This window comes from Cellvibrio polysaccharolyticus (assembly GCF_015182315.1).
Lineage (GTDB): Bacteria > Pseudomonadota > Gammaproteobacteria > Pseudomonadales > Cellvibrionaceae > Cellvibrio > Cellvibrio polysaccharolyticus.
In genome coordinates this window covers 332,961-351,582 of the sequence record NZ_PRDL01000001.1, presented here as the reverse complement: position 1 = coordinate 351,582, position 18,622 = coordinate 332,961, and the positions used below count along the sequence as shown (strand labels likewise).

Sequence of the window (18,622 nt, the reverse complement as noted above, 5' to 3'; positions counted from 1 at the left end):
TCTCAGTCCTGAGCTTGCAACCTTTCTTCACGGCTCGCAGAATAGCGAAAGCGTCTATACTGATCTTTGTGGATTTAATGACGGAAAATGTTTTAAGCGTCATGTCAGTCACAGAAGAAAAACAGACATTGAACGCTGAGCTGTCACGGCCCTATTCAAACAAGGTGATGTTCCACCTTTTTACCATGACCTCAAATAATTATTTCGGCGATGCCCGGATCACAGCGACCGGGAATCCAAGGGAGCATGCGCCATGAAAATATTATTTTTAACCTCAAGCCCGGGTTACGGGCACACGCGTGCGGCGGAAGCGCTTGAGCTGGCATTTCGCCAGCGCTATCCGGATCTGCAAGCAGACCGGCTGGACGTGACCGACCTTTTTGATAAAGAGGTCAGCGCGGCGCTGCAACAGGCTTACCTGGAACTGACCGCCGATCACCCGGAGCTGTACCAGAAACTCTACGACCTCGATAAAGGCGTGTACCAGCAACTCGCCGGTACCGTACCAGCCGATCAGGAGTTGATTGATTTTTTGCTCGCGCAACAAAAACGCTGGCAGTCTGACAAGGGCGATCAATCCCGCATTCCTTTTTCTACCACTTGCCAGAGCGTGGACAGCGCACTGGTCAACTCGTTGATCAGTGGTATTTGCCACCGCGAAAAAATCCCCGGCAGTAAATTACTGCTGAAAGGCTTGCTGGGGCTTTTCTACCATATCCTCGCCAACCGCCTGAAAAATTACGTTACTGCGTTTAACCCGGATTTGCTGGTTGCCACGCAAATGTACCCCAATGCGCTGCTGACCCGTTATGTGAGCAAAGGCGTAATCACCCAACCGGTGATTGGTGTGTTGACCGACTACGGCGCCCACGGTTTGTGGATGCGCGATTCCACCCGCCTGTTTTGCGTTAGCCACGAAAGCGTTGCGGCTTCCTTGCACCAGCGCGGCATCAGCGGTGATCGCACCAGTGTGACCGGCATTCCGTTGATGCCGGCCTTTGAAAACCCGCCCTCGCAGGAAGCGGCCCGTGCCGCGCTGGGGCTGGACGATGCACCAACCGTGCTGGTCACCGGCGGACAATGCGGCATCGGCATTAACGATGCGGTGCGCAATCTGGTAGAAAGCGATCAACACCATTACCGCGTGCTGGTCACTGCTGGCCGCGCCCCGGCCGATGCGGAACTGACCGAACTGGCAAACCGCTACCCGGAGCGTTTGAAGTTATATCCGTGGAGTGACGATATGGTCAGCCTGCTGCGCGCCGCCGATGTGGTAGTGGGCAAACCTGGCGGCCTTACCGTCAGTGAATCACTGGCGTGTGGTCGTCCGTTTATTGCCACCTGCTGCCTGGGCGGCCAGGAAGGGCACAATGTGCAGTTCCTGAAAAACCATCAGGTGGGTGCTCGCATTGAAACCGACGAACTACCGGTGCTGCTCAACCAGTGGTTCTCCGATCCGGATGCAATGGCATCCATGAAAGCCCGCGCAGAAGCCTGTGGCCGCCGCCAGGCCGCACACCATGTGGTAAGTCAGGTTGAAGCCTTGTTGCAGGAATCCGCGATGGATGACTGGCAGCGCCAACTGGTCAGGGAGTAAGTATGTCGAGAGGTTTGTTTTACCGTTTTATGTGTCATTACGACCGTTTATGGCGCAAATTCCACAAGGTGGAACACATCAATGATCTGGTGAGTTTATCGCTTGAACCCTGGAAGGGCGAACGCAAAGCCATGAACGACGGCACCTGGATCGAGCCGGGCGATTGCCTGGCGATTTTGCATTTCAACCGCGAATGTTTTATGGATCCGGGCACCAGCCCGAAAGATTACATCCGCGCTGCGCTGCATTTTCGCAAACTGATCCTCACCTCGTTTGGCGAGCTGGCCGAGCGCTTTCGCGTTGAGGAGCGCTTTAAAGATGTAAAAGCCTTTCATGGCGTCAGCTGGTTGCCACCGCACGGTGAAAAAGTCGGTTTTATGATCGAAAAAGTGCCCGACTCCTGGGGCAACCGCTTTCGCAATTTCTATTTTAAAATTCTGCTGAAAACCTTCTTTCCGGTACTGGCCGCGCGTCAAAGCAAAGTGCAATCCCACGCCTACTGGTTAACCCGTCAGCAATTGTTTACCCATTTTTCCCAGGAAGCCCCGACCAATGACACCGGAACTGTACCTGAATCCCGGCCAGTGGCTGTTGAAACAATCCCACCCGAGCAACTCACCGGTTATTCTCAAATCGCTGGCTGACCTTAACGGACGCGCCGAACATGCGTCCGTTTGCCTGACGTTTGATGACGGCCCCGACCCGGCGTTCAGCCCGCGCATTCTCGATATTCTGGCCGAGCACAAAGCCCGCGCCAGTTTTTTTGTGGTCGGTGAATTTGCCGAGCAACACCCGCAACTGGTAGAGCGGATGCTGCAAGAAGGCCACACCGTGGGCAATCACACCTTTCACCACTACCATCCCTGGACGGTATTACCGGGCACCGCCCGCGAAGAAGTCACTCGCACCTCCCGGAGTTTGCAACAGATTATCGGCTTTGCGCCGCGCTGGTTTCGCCCGCCTCACGGTCGGCTACGCCGCGCCATGCTCAAACAGGTCGCTGCCGAAGGCATGAAAACCGTACTCTGGACGCGCAGCATGATTGATTGGGGCCCACTGGGCACCGATGAAGGGATTGCGGAACGGATGGCCGAGATTCGGCAAGGAGAGGTAATTCTGATGCACGACGGCGAGCGGCAGCACAACAAACCGGGCATCACCGCCCGCCAGCTGCCTGCCTTGCTGGAGCGTTTACAGCGGCGGGGTATTCACACGCTAACCCTGGATGAAGCAGCCGGTTAACTGCGAAAAAGCGAGGATTATTCCTCGCTTTCAATCACTTCACGGTAGCCATCATCGTCCAGGGCTTCGTCCAGCTCGGCCAGATCGTCCGGGCGAACGCGGAAAAACCAGCCTTCATCGTAAGGTGACTCGTTGATGATTTCCGGGGAATCCTGCAGTGCTTCGTTAACCGCAATCACCTTGCCAGACACCGGCGAATAAATATCCGACGCCGCTTTAACCGACTCAACCACACCGGTCTCTTCACCCACCGTCACGGTAGAACCCACTTCCGGCGTTTCTACGAAAACCACATCACCCAGCGCATCCTGAGCGTGGTCGGTAATACCCACGGTCACGGTACCGTCTTCTTCCACTCTGGCCCACTCGTGGGTGCTCAGGTATTTCAGTTCTTTACGAATTTCACTCATTTCAATTTCCTGCCGTACAAAAAATAGACTTTATCAACCGGATTTCATTAGACGTATAGGATAGCGTAAGGCCATAAATAAAGTCCCGCATAACCCGCCTCTCACACCAAATAATACATCCCGATTAAAAAATAATGAAAAATACGACAACCCGGTTTATGATCACTATTTACCCATAACGGATTATCGGCTCCTATTTGCCCATCCGACACCAAGAAGGAATTTTGGCGTGCTGAAAAAGCTGCTTATCATCGTTTCAATGCTCTGTTCTGCTCTCTGCTCCTTGCAAATCCAGGCTGAAGAAAGCCCTGCCACCTGGACGCTTGAACCGCTGGTTTTCACATTGGATCAAAACATTGCCAATGACTACTACCTGCCCGAAGCCGGTTTCAGGGAAGTATTACAAAGCAACCTGCAAAGACGTTTGGCCACCAGCAACCGATTGGTAGATATGCCAACCGCCGATACGCTGAAAATTGAAGTTCGTGTCAATTACCTCCGCCGCTTTCCCGGTGACTTAACACCCTTTCCGTCATCCACAGTAACCTCGCCCAATATCTTTTTTGGCATACGTCTATTGCGTAATGATGAAGTCTGGAAAAGTTATCGCTCGAAAGAAATGGTCGCGCAGGATGCGACTTTTTTTGGACGCGCCAGTATCGAATCACTCACTCGCGACGCAGGGCATTTACTGGCGGTATCCAACACCATTATAAAAACCTTCAACGAGCTGATTCCGGATGCCAACATTGCCACGGAACCGGGGGAAGAAGAGGTAAAAACAATCGTTGATCATTACATGGCGCTAAAGCAACAAGTGCCACACTACGAATTTCAACGTTACATTCCGGAAGAGGTTACAGATCAATATCTGGCGAGCATTACCAGCAGCGATAGAAAAGTTCGCTTGACGACCTATGGCAAGTTAACCCGCGACTGGATGAACGAGCCACGCGTTTATAACAAAATCCACGAACAACTTCTGCAAAGTTATGCCACCGCCACATCCAAAGATGACATCAAGGAAATACGCGAAGCCATGAATGCGCTGGCATCATCCGGCATGGATGTTTACTTGCCATTTTTTAAAGAAATTCAAACTTCAACCGCCGACCCCGCCATCGTGAAGCAGGTAGATGACAGCCTGAAAATTCTCACACGCCGCACGCGACAGAATGCTGTTGTTCATAATGCCAAAACCATGCACGCTGATTTCGATTGGAAAACCAACCAGAACATCAACATTTTAAAGCTCCCGGAAACCGGAGTACGCGTTGCCCTGCTTAAACAAATATATCGGGAGAAACAGTGGGACGATAACCTACTGCAAGCCATTGCCGACGAATTGGAAAATAGCGCTTTCGCCAACGCCTACCGCTCCGGCGTCAACCACGATGTACATGCATGGATGTGTATTGTATTGGGCGCAGCAGAAAATAAAACCCATCAGGATCTTCTGCAAAGAATGTCGGAAGAAGCTACCAGCGATAAAGTCAGAAAGCACGCAAAAGAGAATTTAAAAAAACTTAGAAAAATCAAAGTCTGATCATCATGACGCTGTAATTGGTCTGAGGTTTTCATATAGATAGTCAGATCGTTTCTGACGAACAAACGGAAACGATCAAGAGCTAACATTTAACTATAAAAATCACTCCGCTGTGGGCAAATCGGAAGTTTACTTTGCAGTCACGAACCAGGGTGAAAAGATAAATCATTTTTTATAGGTATTAGAAAATATTTGTTCATGTTGGTTATGAAACATTTAAACTCAACATGTATGTAACGGCTTTTCTTCCAATATAAGACTGCGCACGTTGCGCAGAGTAATATTTTTATGTCTATTGAGAGGGCACATGGAAAACAGTGTTTTTTTTGAGAATATCGAAGATGAGATAATTAGACTTCTTAGGTCAGCTAAAGAGTCAGTAAAAATCTGCGTGGCATGGATTAATGGTGAAATTTACAGGCCAATACTCAATGATTTAGCACACAGAGGTATACTTATAGATTTGATTTATGATAATAACTCAACAAATAAAAAATACGGAATAACCTCATCTAGTTTATTCAATGTATACGCGATTGACACAAGAATTTCTTCATCACTAATGCATAATAAGTTTTGCATCATTGATGATCGTATTGTTATAAATGGAAGCTACAATTGGTCAAGTAAAGCAAAAAATAGTTTTGAAAATATTGTCGTTACAAAAGATGATTTCAAACTTGTAAAAGCGTTTCTTCATGAGTTCTACGATCTAATTGGATATTTCTATTCTTTTAATAATGTAAGCAGTTTACGAAAATGTAATTGTGGATCTTATATTTATAATTTGGGTGTTTTAGGCCAAGAATGGGGCAGCTATGATGAGTCAAAAATTGATATCTGGAGTGTTTGCGTAAGAAACAATCATGCAATTCATTTGGGAGAGGAGTACGAACAATATCTCCATACTTATCTTGGGATCAAATACGAGCCCGATCTGGATGCCGATCATTATGATAGAGAGGTAATGATAAGTGCGTTTCAAAGTGAGAGACAGCGATTAATTAATCTGGAACAGTACTTCAATCAAAGAGCCGGACGAAAAATCGATGCAATCGCTACAGTAGAAATAATCAATTGGAATGAACACATGGAGTGGAATGAAGATCCAGAATACGCGGTGAATATATTTTGGTGTGATATGCTTTTTAGAAAAATTATACCTCGTACATTATACGATGATGCCTATGGGAGCATAAATCAAATCATTAAAGATCATACCTAAAAAACATAATAACTTGATCCAGATTTTCAATCCAACCAGAAAGGCACAGCTGTGGTTGATTTGTCATTGACTACAAGAGTAGAAATGCTCCAGTATTTTAGAGTTATATGGTCGCACAGCAATTTAGTTGGAATAAATTTCTGCGATATATAGTTAGTACAATGCAATAAACTGTTAATACACCGAAGCGCATACAATGAAAAAATTTTTAGAAAAAAACAAAATCTATTTTGATATTGTCTCTTCTGTAATGTTTGGCGCGGCAGCATTATTTATATCACTTGCATCATACAATTTATCTAAAGAGCAACTCGAAATCTCAAAAGTATCAACCAGACCTCATTTTTACATTGATAAAGTACTATATAAAAATCCTGAAACTAAAGAGTATAACGACTCAGAAATGAACATCTATAATGCAGGAGCTCCAGCATATAATATCGATATTGTTCATTATGAATTCATTGAGGTTCAATATTACGGAAAAGATCCAATGACAAAGCTCTTGCTAGTATCAGGCTACTACCTGGGTCAGATCAATAATTATACTCCGAATGGGCTTATTAGCACCTTGAAGGGACCGGGTAATAATGGAGTAATGGCTGCTTTAGACTTCAGGTCGCTAGATATCGCGAAGAGTCGTGATGAGTATTTTGAGCTCAAGCTAAAGTTATTGGTCGCTATTACTTATTCTGGTAATAATGGTGAAAGCACTACAGAGTATTACCTTGATCAAAAGCAAGTATCTCGCTCATCGGTAGAGAGCATGATTACAGCAAGTAAAGAACAATTCCCAATATATCTGCGGGAGACCACAGTTGAATCAATACTTACAGCAACCAATGAAAAATAGCTGGCTCAAGCCTAATCAAGGCTTTCGGCTCTCCGCGACCTACGCTGTGCATCCCCTTTAGCAAGACAATGACTACATGGAAAATATGAAAAGCAATTATTAATAGAAATTAATGATTATTGAGAAGCTTTGATAATCATTAATCGTCCCATTGCCAGAAAATTACACAGCGAATAGCTAAAAAATTAGCCGCTGGTGCGTTTCTCGTTGCTCTGCCGTGAATAAGGATATTAAATCGTAGTATGCGCATCAACTACTACAGCGAAATTGTACTGACTCAGGTCAGTTCTGAGGCGGGAAAAATTAAGGCATCGAACTTCCGCTCCTGGCCGATAGCCGACCTCAAACAGCGTCAGCAACCAACGAACATCAGACATCCGCGCACCAGAACATTTTTAGTTCGTTTATATACCAGAGCAGTTTTAGTTCAGAGGGGTTATCGGTTTGATTTGATAACGGGATTCGAGCCCAATCAAACCGGTAGCCCTTAATACATCACTACCTATTACTTGGCCGATAGCTCTCTTCTAACAATCTCCGCACCCGCACTTAACGCTTGCAACTTGCCTCTTGCTACTCCACGGGACAAAGGGGTCATGCCGCAGTTGGTGCAGGGGTAGAGTTTGTCGGCGTCTACGAATTGAAGCGCTTTGCGCAGGGTGTCGGCTACTTCTTCCGGGGTTTCAATGGTGTTGCTTGCTACGTCGATAGCACCAACCATTACCTTTTTGCCGCGAATGAGTTCCAGCAGCTCCATGGGAACATGGGAGTTGTGGCATTCCAGCGAGATGATGTCGATGTTGGATTTTTGCAGCTTTGGGAAGATTTTTTCATATTGACGCCAATCTGTGCCCAGCGTTTTTTTCCAATCGGTATTGGCTTTAATGCCGTAGCCGTAGCAGATGTGTACCGCTGTTTCGCATTTCAGGCCTTCAATGGCTCTTTCTAGCGTGGCGATGCCCCAGTCATTGACTTCGTCAAAAAATACGTTAAATGCCGGTTCGTCAAACTGAATAATATCCACACCAACCGCTTCCAGCTCTTTGGCTTCCTGGTTGAGGATTTTTGCAAATTCCCAAGCCAGTTTTTCGCGGCTTTTGTAATGCGCATCGTAGAGCGTATCAATCATGGTCATCGGGCCAGGCAAGGCCCATTTGATCGGCTGCGTGGTTTGCTGGCGTAAAAATTTGGCGTCTTCAACAAACACCGGCTTTTGGCGAGACACCGGGCCAACCACCGTTGGTACGCTGGCATCGTAGCGATCACGGATTCTGACGGTTTCGCGCTTTTCAAAATCAACGCCATCCAGGTGCTCAATAAAGGTAGTAACAAAGTGTTGGCGCGATTGTTCGCCATCACCAACAATATCCAGGCCTGCGTGTTGCTGTTCGTGCAGCGACAAAAATAACGCATCTTTTTTGCCGTCAACCAATTCATCACCTTCCAGCTTCCAGGGTGACCACAATTTTTCAGGCTCTGCAATCCAGGAGGGTTTCGGTAAGCTGCCGGCGGTTGAGGTAGGTAATAATTTTTTCATAGTGAGTAATCTTTTTTTTGCAATTAATCGTAAGAAGTTGAGTCATTAAACCGCGTAATTGGCAGACCACTGCTCAAGAACAGCGCGGTAGGGTTTGATAAATTGCTCTTCAGCAAATTTCCCTTGTTCAATGGCCAGGCGGCTACGTTCTTCACGATCATAAACAATGCGAGTTAAAGAATGATCCTGATTTTTCAAGCTGGGCTGGTAGCATTTTCCTGCTACGGCGTTAGCATTGTAAATTTCAGGACGGTAAATTTTCTGGAAGGCTTCCATGGTGCTGATAGTGCTGATCAGTTCCAGATTGGTGTAGTCAGTCAGTAAATCACCAAAGAAATAGAAGGCCAAAGGCGCAACACTGTTTGGCGGCATGAAGTAGCGAACCTCAAGACCCATTTTTTTGAAGTACTGCTCCGTCAACGAGGATTCGTTGGGCAGGTATTCAAAACCCAGTACCGGGTGCTGGTTTTCGGTTTGGTGATAGGTTTTGTTGTCGGAAACACTCAAACAAATAACCGGCGGCTTATTGAAATGCTCTTTGTAAGTATTCGACTTCACAAAACTCTGAAAGAGTTTGCCATGCAGATCGCCGTAATTCTCCGGGATGCTGAATTTGGCCTGGCCTTTGTTATGTTCCAGCAGTAATACGCTGAAATCATAATCGCGAACATAAGAAGAGAAGTTATTGCCGACAATGCCTTCAATGCGCTTGTTGGTTTTTTTATCAACAATGTTGGTTTTCAATATTTCAATCGCCGGGAAGGAATCACCCTTGCCTTCAGCATCAATAGCCATTTCAACGGAAATGATTTCAAGCTCGACAGAGTAACGATCGCCCTGGGGGTTATCCCAGCTCGCCAGCGCATTGAAACGATTGTCAATCATCATCAGGGTGTTGCGCAGGTTCTGTTGACGACGCTCACCTCTGGCCAAATTGGCAAAGTTGGTGGTAATGCGCGTGTTGTCTGCGGGACGATAATTTTCATCGAAACGAATGCTTTTGATGGTGAAGCTGAAGTCTTTAGTCATGGTGATCTTGAAACCTGATTTCTGATAAAACCTGAATTGATTGCTTGCTCTTGCCGGGCTTCGTTTTCAGGGTTGTACCTGAGAACCCGCCAGGAGCTCACCCTGATGGACGGGTTAAGCGCAGGGTGGTTTTATACCGGAATCGCTTCATGAATAAAAACGACTTAATTTCACTACAACATGAATATTATTCATAGTTACCTGCAGGCCAGTGTTGCTGCGGGTTTCACAGTGCTATCTGGTGATGGCAGCCATTGATTTATCAGCCCTCAGCCCGCTTCTCCCACGCCGGTTTATCCCTTATTACGCACCTCTTTTCAGCAAAAAATGTTATGTTTTGCCACCTTTCAGGCATAAGACCTTCCTTGAAATCAGGATTTACCCATGGCTCCACAATGCCCCTGTAGCAGCGGTTTGTTGTATGAGAACTGTTGCCAGCCGCTTCATGAGGGAGCGCCAGCGCCGTCACCCGAGCGATTGATGCGGTCGCGTTACAGTGCGTTTGTATTGAAATTGAGCGACTACCTGTTTCGTAGCTGGCACACTTCCACACGGCCAGCGCAACTGAACCTGGATGATTCGCCGGATTGGAAATCCTTGCAGGTTGTGCAGGCAAGCGAGCAGAGCGATGCCGGGTTTGTGCATTTTCGAGCGGTTTATAAAACCGCTGACGGTTGGGGGTTTCTGGAAGAAGAATCCAATTTTGTGCGGGAGCAGCAACACTGGTATTACCGCAGCGGAAAAACCCGCGAGGGTTCGCTCAAGCCAGGCCGCAATGATCCTTGCCCGTGCGGCAGTGGTCGAAAATCCAAGGTGTGCTGCCAGTGATGCTATTCAACCCTTTGCTGAAAAATTCGGCTGGCAGATAATTTCATGCTTCAGTTTTCGTTTGTTGATTCCCTTCAGAGTATTGACCCCGCCGCATGGAATGCCTTGTGCCCGACTGACTATCCTTTTATGCGTTATGAATTTTTGCTGGCGCTGGAAATAACCGGGGCGACCACCGCCAATTCCGGTTGGCAGCCGCATCACCTGCTGGCGTATCGCGACGGCCAACTGGTAATAGCGCAGCCCTGGTTTATTAAAAGCCATTCCTATGGCGAATATGTTTTTGATTGGTCGTGGGCCGATGCCTGGCAACAACTGGGGCACGATTATTATCCGAAGCTGGTAAACGCCATTCCCTTTACACCCTGCACCGGCCCGCGTTTATTGCTGGACGCCTCTCTGGATTTAAAATCGCTTTTACCGGCCTTAACCAAAGCGCTGGATGCAGAATGCCAACGGCTGGGCTTTTCCGGCTGGCACAGTTTGTTTGTTGAGCAACCATCCGCTGTATTGTGGCAGGAGCGTGGAGCAGCCCTTCGCATGGGTTGTCAGTTTCATTGGCATAACCGCGGCTATAAGAATTTTGATGAGTTTCTGGCAACACTGCTATCACGCAAGCGCAAAAATATCCTTCAGGAAAGAAATAAAGTTGCCGCACAGGGCATCACTTTTAGCTGCCATGAAGGGGAAAGCCTGAGCGAAGACGACTGCGCACGTTTTTATGATTTTTACCAGATGACCTACCTGAAACGCAGCGGTCATCACGGTTATCTGCATGGTGATTTTTTTGTGCGCATTGCGCGTGAGCTACCCCGGCAGTGTTTATTGATTCAGGCTCATAAAGATAACCGGGTTATCGCTGCCGCCTGGTTTTTTAAAGACAGCAACACGCTTTATGGCCGTTATTGGGGCTGCCTGGCCGAATATGATTTTCTGCATTTTGAAACCTGTTACTACCAGGGCATTGATTACCTGCTTCGCCAGGGTTTACAAAGATTTGATGGTGGCGCCCAGGGCGAGCATAAAATTCAGCGTGGTTTTGAAGCTTGCCAGACCTTTTCCTTGCATCAATTACAAGACAACCGCTTCCACCAGGCGGTGGACAATTTTGTGGAAGAAGAAAAGCTGCACATTGAGCAATACATCGCTGACGTAAAAGCCGCATCCCCCTACCGGGATCACCGCGCAGCACAATAACGGACGTTATATGAATTTTTTACAGCAGCTCCATCCGCGGCGCTTTATACAGATTCTCGATCAGATTGATCGGGAACCGCCATCGTGGCAGATGGATAAAGCTGCCGCATTGCGCCGGGTGATGTTCACCTTGCTGTGTGTTTGTGTGAGCCTGTTAACTCTCCATTACGGCAAATTTTCCAGCAATTTTCAGGCACTGCTGGGCGATGAAAACGCGCAGCGCCTTGCTGATAGCGGTTGGTACGAACTGACGGCTTACGGTTGGTGGGCCAGCATGCATTTGCTGACGTTTATTGTTTTACCCTTTCTTACCATCCGCTTTATTTTCCGCGAGAAAATTATCGACTACGGCTGGCGGATGAACGATACGCTAAAACACTGGCCGGGTTATGTGCTGCTTATTACACCTATATTATTTTTTATTTTTCTGGTCAGCCAGGGCGACGACTTCGTTAATCACTATCCGTTTTACAGTTTGGCCGGGCGCAGTTTTTTTGATCTGCTGATATGGCAACTGCTCTATATCAGCCAGTTTATTTTTCTGGAATTTTTCTTTCGCGGTTTCATTTTGCAGGCGTTACGCCCGGCGCTGGGCGCCAATGCCATCTGGATTATGTGCGTCCCCTATTTGATGATTCACTTCCCGAAGCTATGGCTTGAAGCCACCGGCGCCATTTTGTTCGGCTTTTTTCTCGGCATTCTCGCACTGCGCTCCCGCTCAATCTGGGGCGGCGTGATGGTGCATGTAGGTATTGCGCTGACCATGGACATTGCTGCCATGCTGCGCAAGGGGGAATGGCCGGTTAGCTGGTGGCCGGGATAATATGAACATGCCGTCAGTGCGGAGCTTGCAGCGCCCAGGTGTTAACCGGCATGCCCGGTTGGCTGATCATTTTTTCAAAACCGGCCTTTTCAAATAAATCTGCTTTATCAATGCGGTGCCAGGATTTTAAAAACGGCTCGTAAACATGATGCGCCAGGGCTTTGAAATAGAGCCGCGACCAACCCGCCCGCTGTAATAATTCCCGCCATCGCAAAGGTTCGAGTTGCCGGGGTGAAGGTTCGGCAACCACCAGCACGCCACCCGGTTTTAAGACACGACGACATTCCTGCAAGGCGCGGCGGATGTAGCGCGGCGGCATTTCATGAAAGACAAAACAAATCGAAATTCCATCCAGCTGTGCATCGGCGAAGGGAATTTTTTCAGCAATGCCAGGGAAGAAATCAATCTCCGGGTAATCGCTGGCGGCGTGCGCCAGTAAATAGGGCGAGGGGTCCATGCCCCAGACGCGTTCGACGCCCCGCGCTTTAATGGCTGCTGCCGTTCTGCCACCCGCTGTGCCAATATCCAGTACACGCTGACAACCATTAAAGTGACGGGCGATATTTTCGCGGGCTCGTTGCATGTGCCCCAACATGGAGAGATCAAAACCGGTGATGTAACCCCGGGAAAAACGGCGCGAGTAGTTGCCGTTGGGCAGGTTGTGAAATTCCTGAAAAATATATTTGGGCAGTTGCAGTGGCAAGTTGATGGGCGGCTGTACTGTTTTTCGTTTGCCAAACAGAGCGCGCAACAGTTCCTTCCAGCCGCGAAAACTTTTCAGATCCAGCGCATCCGGCCAGGTGTCCGCCAGCTGCATGGCCGACCAATCGGGAATTGGTGGCTCCGGAATATCTGGCGGTGGCGCTATGGTTTTATTTTTCTGTACTTTATTTTTCTGTACAACGAAGGCGTCCATACGTCACGTTACCGAATAACCATTCCAAAATTTAATTGCATTTAATAATCAGCGAGGTGTTGATGCCGCCAAAGGCAAAATTATTGCTCATCACATAGTCGCCCTGCAATTGACGGCCCTGGCCGGTAATGTAATCCAGATCACCGCAGGCCGGGTCGATATTGTCGAGGTTCAACGTTGGCGCAAACCAGCCTTCGCGCAGCATTTCCAAACTCATCCAGGCTTCGAGCGCACCGCAGGCGCCGAGCGTATGGCCGATGTAACTTTTCAGCGAACTGATCGGAACCCGGCCCAGTACACTGGCGGTTGCCTGGCTTTCAGCAATGTCACCTTTGGCGGTGGCGGTGCCGTGCGCATTCACATAAACAATTTGCTCGGGCGTCAGCCCGGCATCGGCCAATGCCAGTTGCATGGCGCTGGCCATGGTAGCAGCGTTTGGCTCGGTAATATGTGTGCCGTCGGAGTTGGTACCGTAGCCGACAATTTCGCCGAGAATGGTCGCGCCCCGGGCAATGGCATGTTCGCGGGATTCGAGAATCAGGCTGCAAGCGCCTTCGCCAATCACCAGCCCGTCGCGGTCGCGGTCAAACGGGCGCGGCGTCAGTTGCGGCTCATCGTTACGCATACTGGTGGCAAAGAGAGTGTCGAATACCGCTACCTGAGTGACAGAAAATTCTTCCGACCCACCGGCTACCATCACGTCCTGCAGCCCGTATTTGATGGCTTCATAGGCGTAGCCAATGCCCTGGCTGCCGGAAGTGCAGGCGGATGCGGTGGGAATAATGCGGCCGGTCATATTGAAAAACAGGCCGATATTGACCGCCGAGGTGTGAGTCATGGTGCGCACGTAGGTCGATGCGTTGATATCTACTGTGGTGCGGTCAGTCAGCACCCGTGCCAACGCCGGAACATCGCCCGGTGCGCCGATACAGGAACCGTAAGAGACACCGGCGCGACCATTGCGCAAGGCAAGATCATCAGCCAGACCCGCTTGCTCCAGTGCCTTTTCGGTAGCGCGAACCGCCATCACGGCACCGCGCCCCATGCTGCGCAGGGCTTTGCGGGAGTAGTGCGCGGGTACGGTGAAATCTTCCACCGGCGCACCCAAGCGGGTGTTCAGCCCTTCGACCTGATCAAATTCAGCAATGCGCTTGATGCGGTTTTGGCCTGCTTTGAGGGCAGCACTGACACTCGCCCAGTCATTGCCCAACGCGGAAATAGCGCCGATACCGGTAATTACGACACGTCTCATGCGGATGTCCTGCTATTTACGATCACAACATGCCACCGTTAACCGAGATGACCTGGCGGGTAATGTAGCTGCTGTGGTCGCTCATCAAAAAGCCGACCAGAGTGGCCACTTCGTCGGCAGTGCCAAAGCGGCGCATGGGGATCATTTTCATGGCTTCTTCGGCGAAAACGTCGTCAGTCATATCGGTTTCGATAATACCCGGTGCCACACAATTTACCGTGATGCGGCGCTTGGCCAGCTCCAGCGCAAGGGATTTGGTGGCGCCGATCAAACCGGCTTTGCTGGCGCTGTAGTTAACCTGACCGCGATTGCCGGCAATACCGGCAATGGATGACAGGGTGACAATACGACCGCCCTTGCGCGCCTGTACCATCGGCATCACCAGCGGTTTGAGAATATTGTAAAAACCGTCGAGATTGGTGTGTACCACGCTGTCCCAGTCGTCATCGGTGAGTGACGGGAAGGCGTTATCACGGGTGATGCCGGCATTGCACACCACGCCATAAAAGGCGCCAAAGCGTTCCAGCTCGGCTTCCAGCGCGGTGCGCGCCGCCTGGCGGTCGGCGACATCGAACTTCAACAGGCTGGCGCTGCGACCCAGCGCTTCAATGTCTGCCACTACTTGCGCGGCTTCATCGTCGCGGCTGCGGTAGTGCACCGCGATATCAAAACCCTGTTGGGCGAGATGCAAGGCAATTGCGCGGCCAATGCCACGGCTTGAGCCGGTAACCAGTACCCGACGACTCATCAGGATTCTCCTTGTAAATACGCCTGGACATCGTCCGGGCGGAATGCGGTAAAGAGGGCATCTGCCCAGACTTTGCCGCTATCATCATAAATTTTGCCAACAAATGACACGATGTTGGCATCCATCAACTTGACGCTGACATCAATAAAAAAATGGCTACCGGCGGGAAACACCGGTTCATAGGCCTGGTATTGCCGGGCGCTGACCAAAAAGGCCGGTTCCGGGGTGCGACCCGCCTGATGATCGCGCAGACCAATCCACACCGCGGCAGTTTGCGCCATGTATTCCAACCCCACCCAAGCGGGCACACCACCGGCTGCCGCATCATAAAACCCTGACTGCGGGTTTACCTGCGCGGTAGTAGTGACCTGCATGGCAGCCTGGCTGTGCAAGCGGTCAATCAGGCGCATCGGAGGTCGATGCGGGATTACATCCTGAATATCAATCATTTGAAAAACTACCTTCCAGCAGCACGGCGGCATTGTTGCCGCCAAAGGCAAATGAGCTGCTTAACATAATGCGCGGCGACGAAGACTGCTGCCGTGAGCCGGGCACAGCCAGTTTTAAAGGCGGCAGGCGGTCATCGTATTCACCATCAAAAACATGGGGTGGCAATTGGCCATCGTTGGCCAGGGTTAAAAACAACCAGCAAATACCCGCTTCCATGGCACCGGCGGCACCCAGCGTATGGCCAATTTGCCCTTTGCTACTGCTGCACCAGGGCTGATGCGGGAACAAGCGGGAAACCACGCCGGCTTCCATCGCATCGTTAAGCGGTGTGCCGGTGCCGTGCAGATTCACGTAATCCACTTGCTCCGGCGAGATGCTCGCCTGCTGCAAAGCCATACGAATGGCCGCTTCGGCACCGCCGCCTTGCGGGTCCGGCGCGGAGATATGGTGCGCGTCGGAAGAGGCACCAACCGCCAGCAAGCGCACCGGTTCCGGCCGATCAGGCAACTGCTCGCGGGTCATCAAAAAGAACGCCGCACCTTCACCGATGGTAATGCCATCGCGATGGCGGCTGAAGGGCTGTACCGGCAGCGCCGAAATGGAATCCAACGCCGAAAAACCGTTTACCGTGAGCCGACATAAACTGTCGGAACCGCCCACCACTACTGCATCGGCGAGGCCACTGAGCAACAAGCGGCGGGCGCTGCCCAGCGCATGGGCACTGGATGAACAGGCGGTCGATAAGGTCAGCGCCGGGCCATCGAGTTCAAAATAACGCGCCACCAGCCCGGCCAGATTGCCGATTTCCTGCTGCTGATAGCGATAATCTGCCGGGCGCTCGCCGTTGCTCACTGCGCTCTGAATGGCGGCCTCACCGGCATCAATGCCCGAGGTGCTGGTACCGGCGACTACCGCAATACGTGCCGCACCGTAGCGCTGGCGAAGCGTTTTCACATCATCGGCAATTTGCACCAGCGCGGTTAATGCCAGCTGCAAATTGCGGCTGCGCCAGGGCAACAATGCTGCCGGGATTTCTTGTAAGTGACCACTCACACTCCCGACAAAGGTCGATTTTCCGGGCACCTGATCATAAGGCGAAAAGGCCTGTCGGGCATTCAGCAGGCCGTCGAGCACCGCTTGCCGGGTGGTGCCCAGCGCATTGACGATGCCCAGATTTTGTAAGTAACAAGTGATGGCCATGAATCAGCGTACCGCCGTGAAAACCAGTTGAAGCCCTTGTCGTGGCAAAGCAATGCGCTCCGGCGTTTGCGGGTGCCAGTCCATCACCAATGCGTGGGTGCTCAGCCGGTAACTGCCATCGGCTTGTTGCCGGGTAGAAAAGCCCTCGCCATCCCAACAGGGGGCGCGATTATCCCGTTGCAGCCACCATCCGTAAACCCGCAGTAATAATTCCGGCTCGGCGCCGCGATACAAGGGCGACGCCTTGCTGCTGACTGAAGTGTTACCCAGCTCACCGGAAAACAGCAGCGCGCCTACCGGATTGATGGCCACCACCGCGAGGCGATCATCCTGCCAGTGGTTGTTCAGCAAAAATACCTGCCGCTTGCCATCGTCGGCACGCACGCTTAACTGCACCTGCAATTCATCGGCAGCGGCGAGGTTGCAACTGCCCCCGGTGTGAAAGCCCGGCGCGGCGCAACCGGCGAGCGCCAGCAGGGCGACCAGGAACGCAGCGCGAATCACGCCACCGTTCCGGGTTGACGGCAGAAGTCGGCCAGCGCGTTCATACGGCGCACCGGCTCTGCCACGTAAGGGTTGTCGGTGTCCCAGGCGTAACCGGCGAGAATCGAGCTGATCATGCGGCGCACATTGGCAGACGGGTCCGGGTAAAAAATGATGTCCTGAAAGCGACCGTCGTACCAGGCTTCTACAAATACCCGGAAAGTGTCGATGCCACGGCGCAGCGGCTGGGCGTATTCGCTTTGCCAGTCCACGGTTTCGCCGCGCAGCTGGCGATCCAGCACCTTGCTGGCGGTGCTGGCAGAGCGCATGGCGATGGTGACACCGGAAGAGAACACCGGATCGAGGAATTCTCCGGCATTGCCGAGCAGGGCAAATTTGTCACCGGCCAGCTGTTTTACTTTGGCGGCATAACCGACGATCTCGCGGGACGGGAAACAATATTCGGCGTTGCGCAGTAAATGCGCCAGCTCCGGTGCTTCGGCCACAAAGGCTTGCAGCTGGGCAATCAGGTTATCGGATTTGTGGCGGGCCAGTTTTTCCTGCGTGCCTACCACCCCCATGGAGCAGCGGCCATCGCTGAAGGGGATCAGCCAGAACCAGATATCTTTTTCTTGCGGGTGAACGGTAATCAGAATTTTGTTGCGGTCAAACTCGGCGGGCAGAATGTTATCGCGAATGTGGGTAAATACCGCCTGGCGCACCGGGAAATCGGACGGCGCTTCCAGATCCAGCAAGCGCGGCAATACCCGCCCGAAACCGCTGGCATCCAGCACGAATTTGCAGGCGACTTCGCCGCTGTTGCCATCACCGTCTACGTAGCTGACCAATGCCAGCTCGCCGCTGGTATCCACCGCGGTAATGGTGTGGCGGTAGCGAATTTCCACGCCCTGTTCGGCAGCGCCATCGGCCAGCGCCTTGTCAAAGGTGGCGCGCTCTACCTGAAAAGTGGTGCCGGGGCCGGGTGAGAATTTATCTTCAAAATCAAACCAGGTGTAAACGTCTTCGCGTCGAAAAGCCGCGCCGTTTTTGAATTGAAAATCGCAGGCTTTTACCGCCGGCAGCAAACCGGCTTCTTCAATAAAACTCATGCAGTGCGGCAGCAAACTTTCGCCGATGGAAAAACGCGGAAAGGTTTCCCGCTCCAGCACCAGCACCTGATGCCCCAGCCGATGCAAATTGGCAGCTGCAATAGAGCCGGACGGGCCGGCACCGATAATCAGCACATCCGTGGTAATACGCGCGTTTGTCATTGTGTGATCCTGTTC

19 protein-coding genes are annotated in these 18,622 nt (G+C 51.0%); 9 read left to right on the top strand and 10 right to left on the bottom strand.

The genetic code is table 11. The annotated features are described in order from the left end of the window. Window positions 1-253: 253 nt before the first annotated feature. Genes C4F51_RS01660 through C4F51_RS01650 form a run of 3 tightly spaced genes read left to right on the top strand, consistent with a single transcriptional unit; the run spans window position 254 to window position 2,839 of the window. Window positions 254-1,597, top strand: a complete 1,344-nt coding sequence (locus C4F51_RS01660; RefSeq protein WP_193906587.1) for an MGDG synthase family glycosyltransferase — start codon at window positions 254-256, stop codon at window positions 1,595-1,597. Window positions 1,598-1,599: 2 nt separating this feature from the next. Then, window positions 1,600-2,241 carry a YkoP family protein gene (locus tag C4F51_RS01655; protein WP_193906586.1) on the top strand — a complete coding sequence of 214 codons (642 nt, stop codon included), beginning with the start codon at window positions 1,600-1,602 and terminating at the stop codon, window positions 2,239-2,241. Beyond that, window positions 2,150-2,839, top strand: coding sequence for a polysaccharide deacetylase family protein (locus C4F51_RS01650; RefSeq protein WP_193906585.1), 690 nt, complete (start codon window positions 2,150-2,152; stop codon window positions 2,837-2,839). Before C4F51_RS01655 ends, C4F51_RS01650 begins: the two co-directional genes overlap by 92 nt. A gap of 17 nt (window positions 2,840-2,856) precedes the next feature. On the opposite strand, the gene gcvH is transcribed toward C4F51_RS01650, so the two are convergent. Beyond that, window positions 2,857-3,249, bottom strand: coding sequence for a glycine cleavage system protein GcvH (gene gcvH, locus C4F51_RS01645; protein ID WP_193906584.1), 393 nt, complete (start codon window positions 3,247-3,249; stop codon window positions 2,857-2,859). A gap of 229 nt (window positions 3,250-3,478) precedes the next feature. Between gcvH and C4F51_RS01640 the strand changes: the two genes are divergently transcribed. The 3 genes from C4F51_RS01640 to C4F51_RS01630 all read left to right on the top strand — a co-directional run bounded on the left by C4F51_RS01640 (window position 3,479) and on the right by C4F51_RS01630 (window position 6,873). Then, window positions 3,479-4,795 (top strand): hypothetical protein, encoded by a 1,317-nt coding sequence (locus C4F51_RS01640; RefSeq protein WP_193906583.1) that lies wholly within the window; start codon window positions 3,479-3,481, stop codon window positions 4,793-4,795. A 307-nt stretch (window positions 4,796-5,102) separates the two neighbouring features. Further along, on the top strand, window positions 5,103-6,020 hold the full coding sequence (locus C4F51_RS01635) for a phospholipase D-like domain-containing protein (protein WP_193906582.1): 918 nt from the start codon (window positions 5,103-5,105) through the stop codon (window positions 6,018-6,020). A gap of 196 nt (window positions 6,021-6,216) precedes the next feature. Next, a complete protein-coding gene (locus C4F51_RS01630) occupies window positions 6,217-6,873 on the top strand; it encodes a hypothetical protein (protein ID WP_193906580.1) in 657 nt (218 codons plus the stop codon). 505 nt (window positions 6,874-7,378) lie between these two features. Here the strand turns inward: C4F51_RS01630 and C4F51_RS01625 are convergent. Both C4F51_RS01625 and C4F51_RS01620 read right to left on the bottom strand, forming a co-directional pair. After that, complete coding sequence (locus C4F51_RS01625) at window positions 7,379-8,410, bottom strand: methionine synthase (protein WP_193906578.1); 1,032 nt, start codon at window positions 8,408-8,410, stop codon at window positions 7,379-7,381. A 45-nt stretch (window positions 8,411-8,455) separates the two neighbouring features. Beyond that, the gene (locus C4F51_RS01620; RefSeq protein ID WP_193906577.1) at window positions 8,456-9,439 is read right to left on the bottom strand and encodes a DUF1852 domain-containing protein; all 984 of its coding nucleotides are present in this window, start codon (window positions 9,437-9,439) and stop codon (window positions 8,456-8,458) included. A 384-nt stretch (window positions 9,440-9,823) separates the two neighbouring features. On the opposite strand from C4F51_RS01620, the gene C4F51_RS01615 reads away from it, so the two are divergent. From C4F51_RS01615 to C4F51_RS01605, 3 genes are read left to right on the top strand one after another with little or no spacing between them, the layout of a single operon-like run. Beyond that, window positions 9,824-10,267, top strand: a complete 444-nt coding sequence (locus C4F51_RS01615; RefSeq protein WP_202987587.1) for a YchJ family protein — start codon at window positions 9,824-9,826, stop codon at window positions 10,265-10,267. A 45-nt stretch (window positions 10,268-10,312) separates the two neighbouring features. Beyond that, window positions 10,313-11,464 carry a GNAT family N-acetyltransferase gene (locus C4F51_RS01610; protein WP_193906575.1) on the top strand — a complete coding sequence of 384 codons (1,152 nt, stop codon included), beginning with the start codon at window positions 10,313-10,315 and terminating at the stop codon, window positions 11,462-11,464. Window positions 11,465-11,474: 10 nt separating this feature from the next. Continuing rightward, window positions 11,475-12,287, top strand: a complete 813-nt coding sequence (locus tag C4F51_RS01605) for a CPBP family intramembrane glutamic endopeptidase (protein ID WP_193906573.1) — start codon at window positions 11,475-11,477, stop codon at window positions 12,285-12,287. Window positions 12,288-12,300: 13 nt separating this feature from the next. On the opposite strand, the gene C4F51_RS01600 is transcribed toward C4F51_RS01605, so the two are convergent. Genes C4F51_RS01600 through C4F51_RS01570 form a run of 7 tightly spaced genes read right to left on the bottom strand, consistent with a single transcriptional unit; the run spans window position 12,301 to window position 18,607 of the window. After that, window positions 12,301-13,203, bottom strand: coding sequence for a class I SAM-dependent methyltransferase (locus tag C4F51_RS01600; protein WP_193906571.1), 903 nt, complete (start codon window positions 13,201-13,203; stop codon window positions 12,301-12,303). Window positions 13,204-13,234: 31 nt separating this feature from the next. Further along, window positions 13,235-14,455, bottom strand: coding sequence for a beta-ketoacyl-ACP synthase (locus C4F51_RS01595; protein ID WP_193906569.1), 1,221 nt, complete (start codon window positions 14,453-14,455; stop codon window positions 13,235-13,237). Between the two features lie 22 nt (window positions 14,456-14,477). Further along, the gene (locus tag C4F51_RS01590; protein WP_193906567.1) at window positions 14,478-15,203 is read right to left on the bottom strand and encodes a 3-ketoacyl-ACP reductase FabG2; all 726 of its coding nucleotides are present in this window, start codon (window positions 15,201-15,203) and stop codon (window positions 14,478-14,480) included. After that, the gene (locus C4F51_RS01585; protein WP_193906565.1) at window positions 15,203-15,652 is read right to left on the bottom strand and encodes an ApeP family dehydratase; all 450 of its coding nucleotides are present in this window, start codon (window positions 15,650-15,652) and stop codon (window positions 15,203-15,205) included. Before C4F51_RS01585 ends, C4F51_RS01590 begins: the two co-directional genes overlap by 1 nt. Continuing rightward, complete coding sequence (locus C4F51_RS01580; protein ID WP_202987586.1) at window positions 15,645-16,853, bottom strand: beta-ketoacyl-ACP synthase; 1,209 nt, start codon at window positions 16,851-16,853, stop codon at window positions 15,645-15,647. The genes C4F51_RS01585 and C4F51_RS01580 overlap by 8 nt, the downstream gene beginning before the upstream one ends. Window positions 16,854-16,856: 3 nt before the next feature. Next, the gene (locus tag C4F51_RS01575; RefSeq protein WP_193906563.1) at window positions 16,857-17,357 is read right to left on the bottom strand and encodes a hypothetical protein; all 501 of its coding nucleotides are present in this window, start codon (window positions 17,355-17,357) and stop codon (window positions 16,857-16,859) included. Further along, the gene (locus C4F51_RS01570) at window positions 17,354-18,607 is read right to left on the bottom strand and encodes an NAD(P)/FAD-dependent oxidoreductase (RefSeq protein WP_193906561.1); all 1,254 of its coding nucleotides are present in this window, start codon (window positions 18,605-18,607) and stop codon (window positions 17,354-17,356) included. The genes C4F51_RS01575 and C4F51_RS01570 overlap by 4 nt, the downstream gene beginning before the upstream one ends. Window positions 18,608-18,622: the final 15 nt, after the last annotated feature.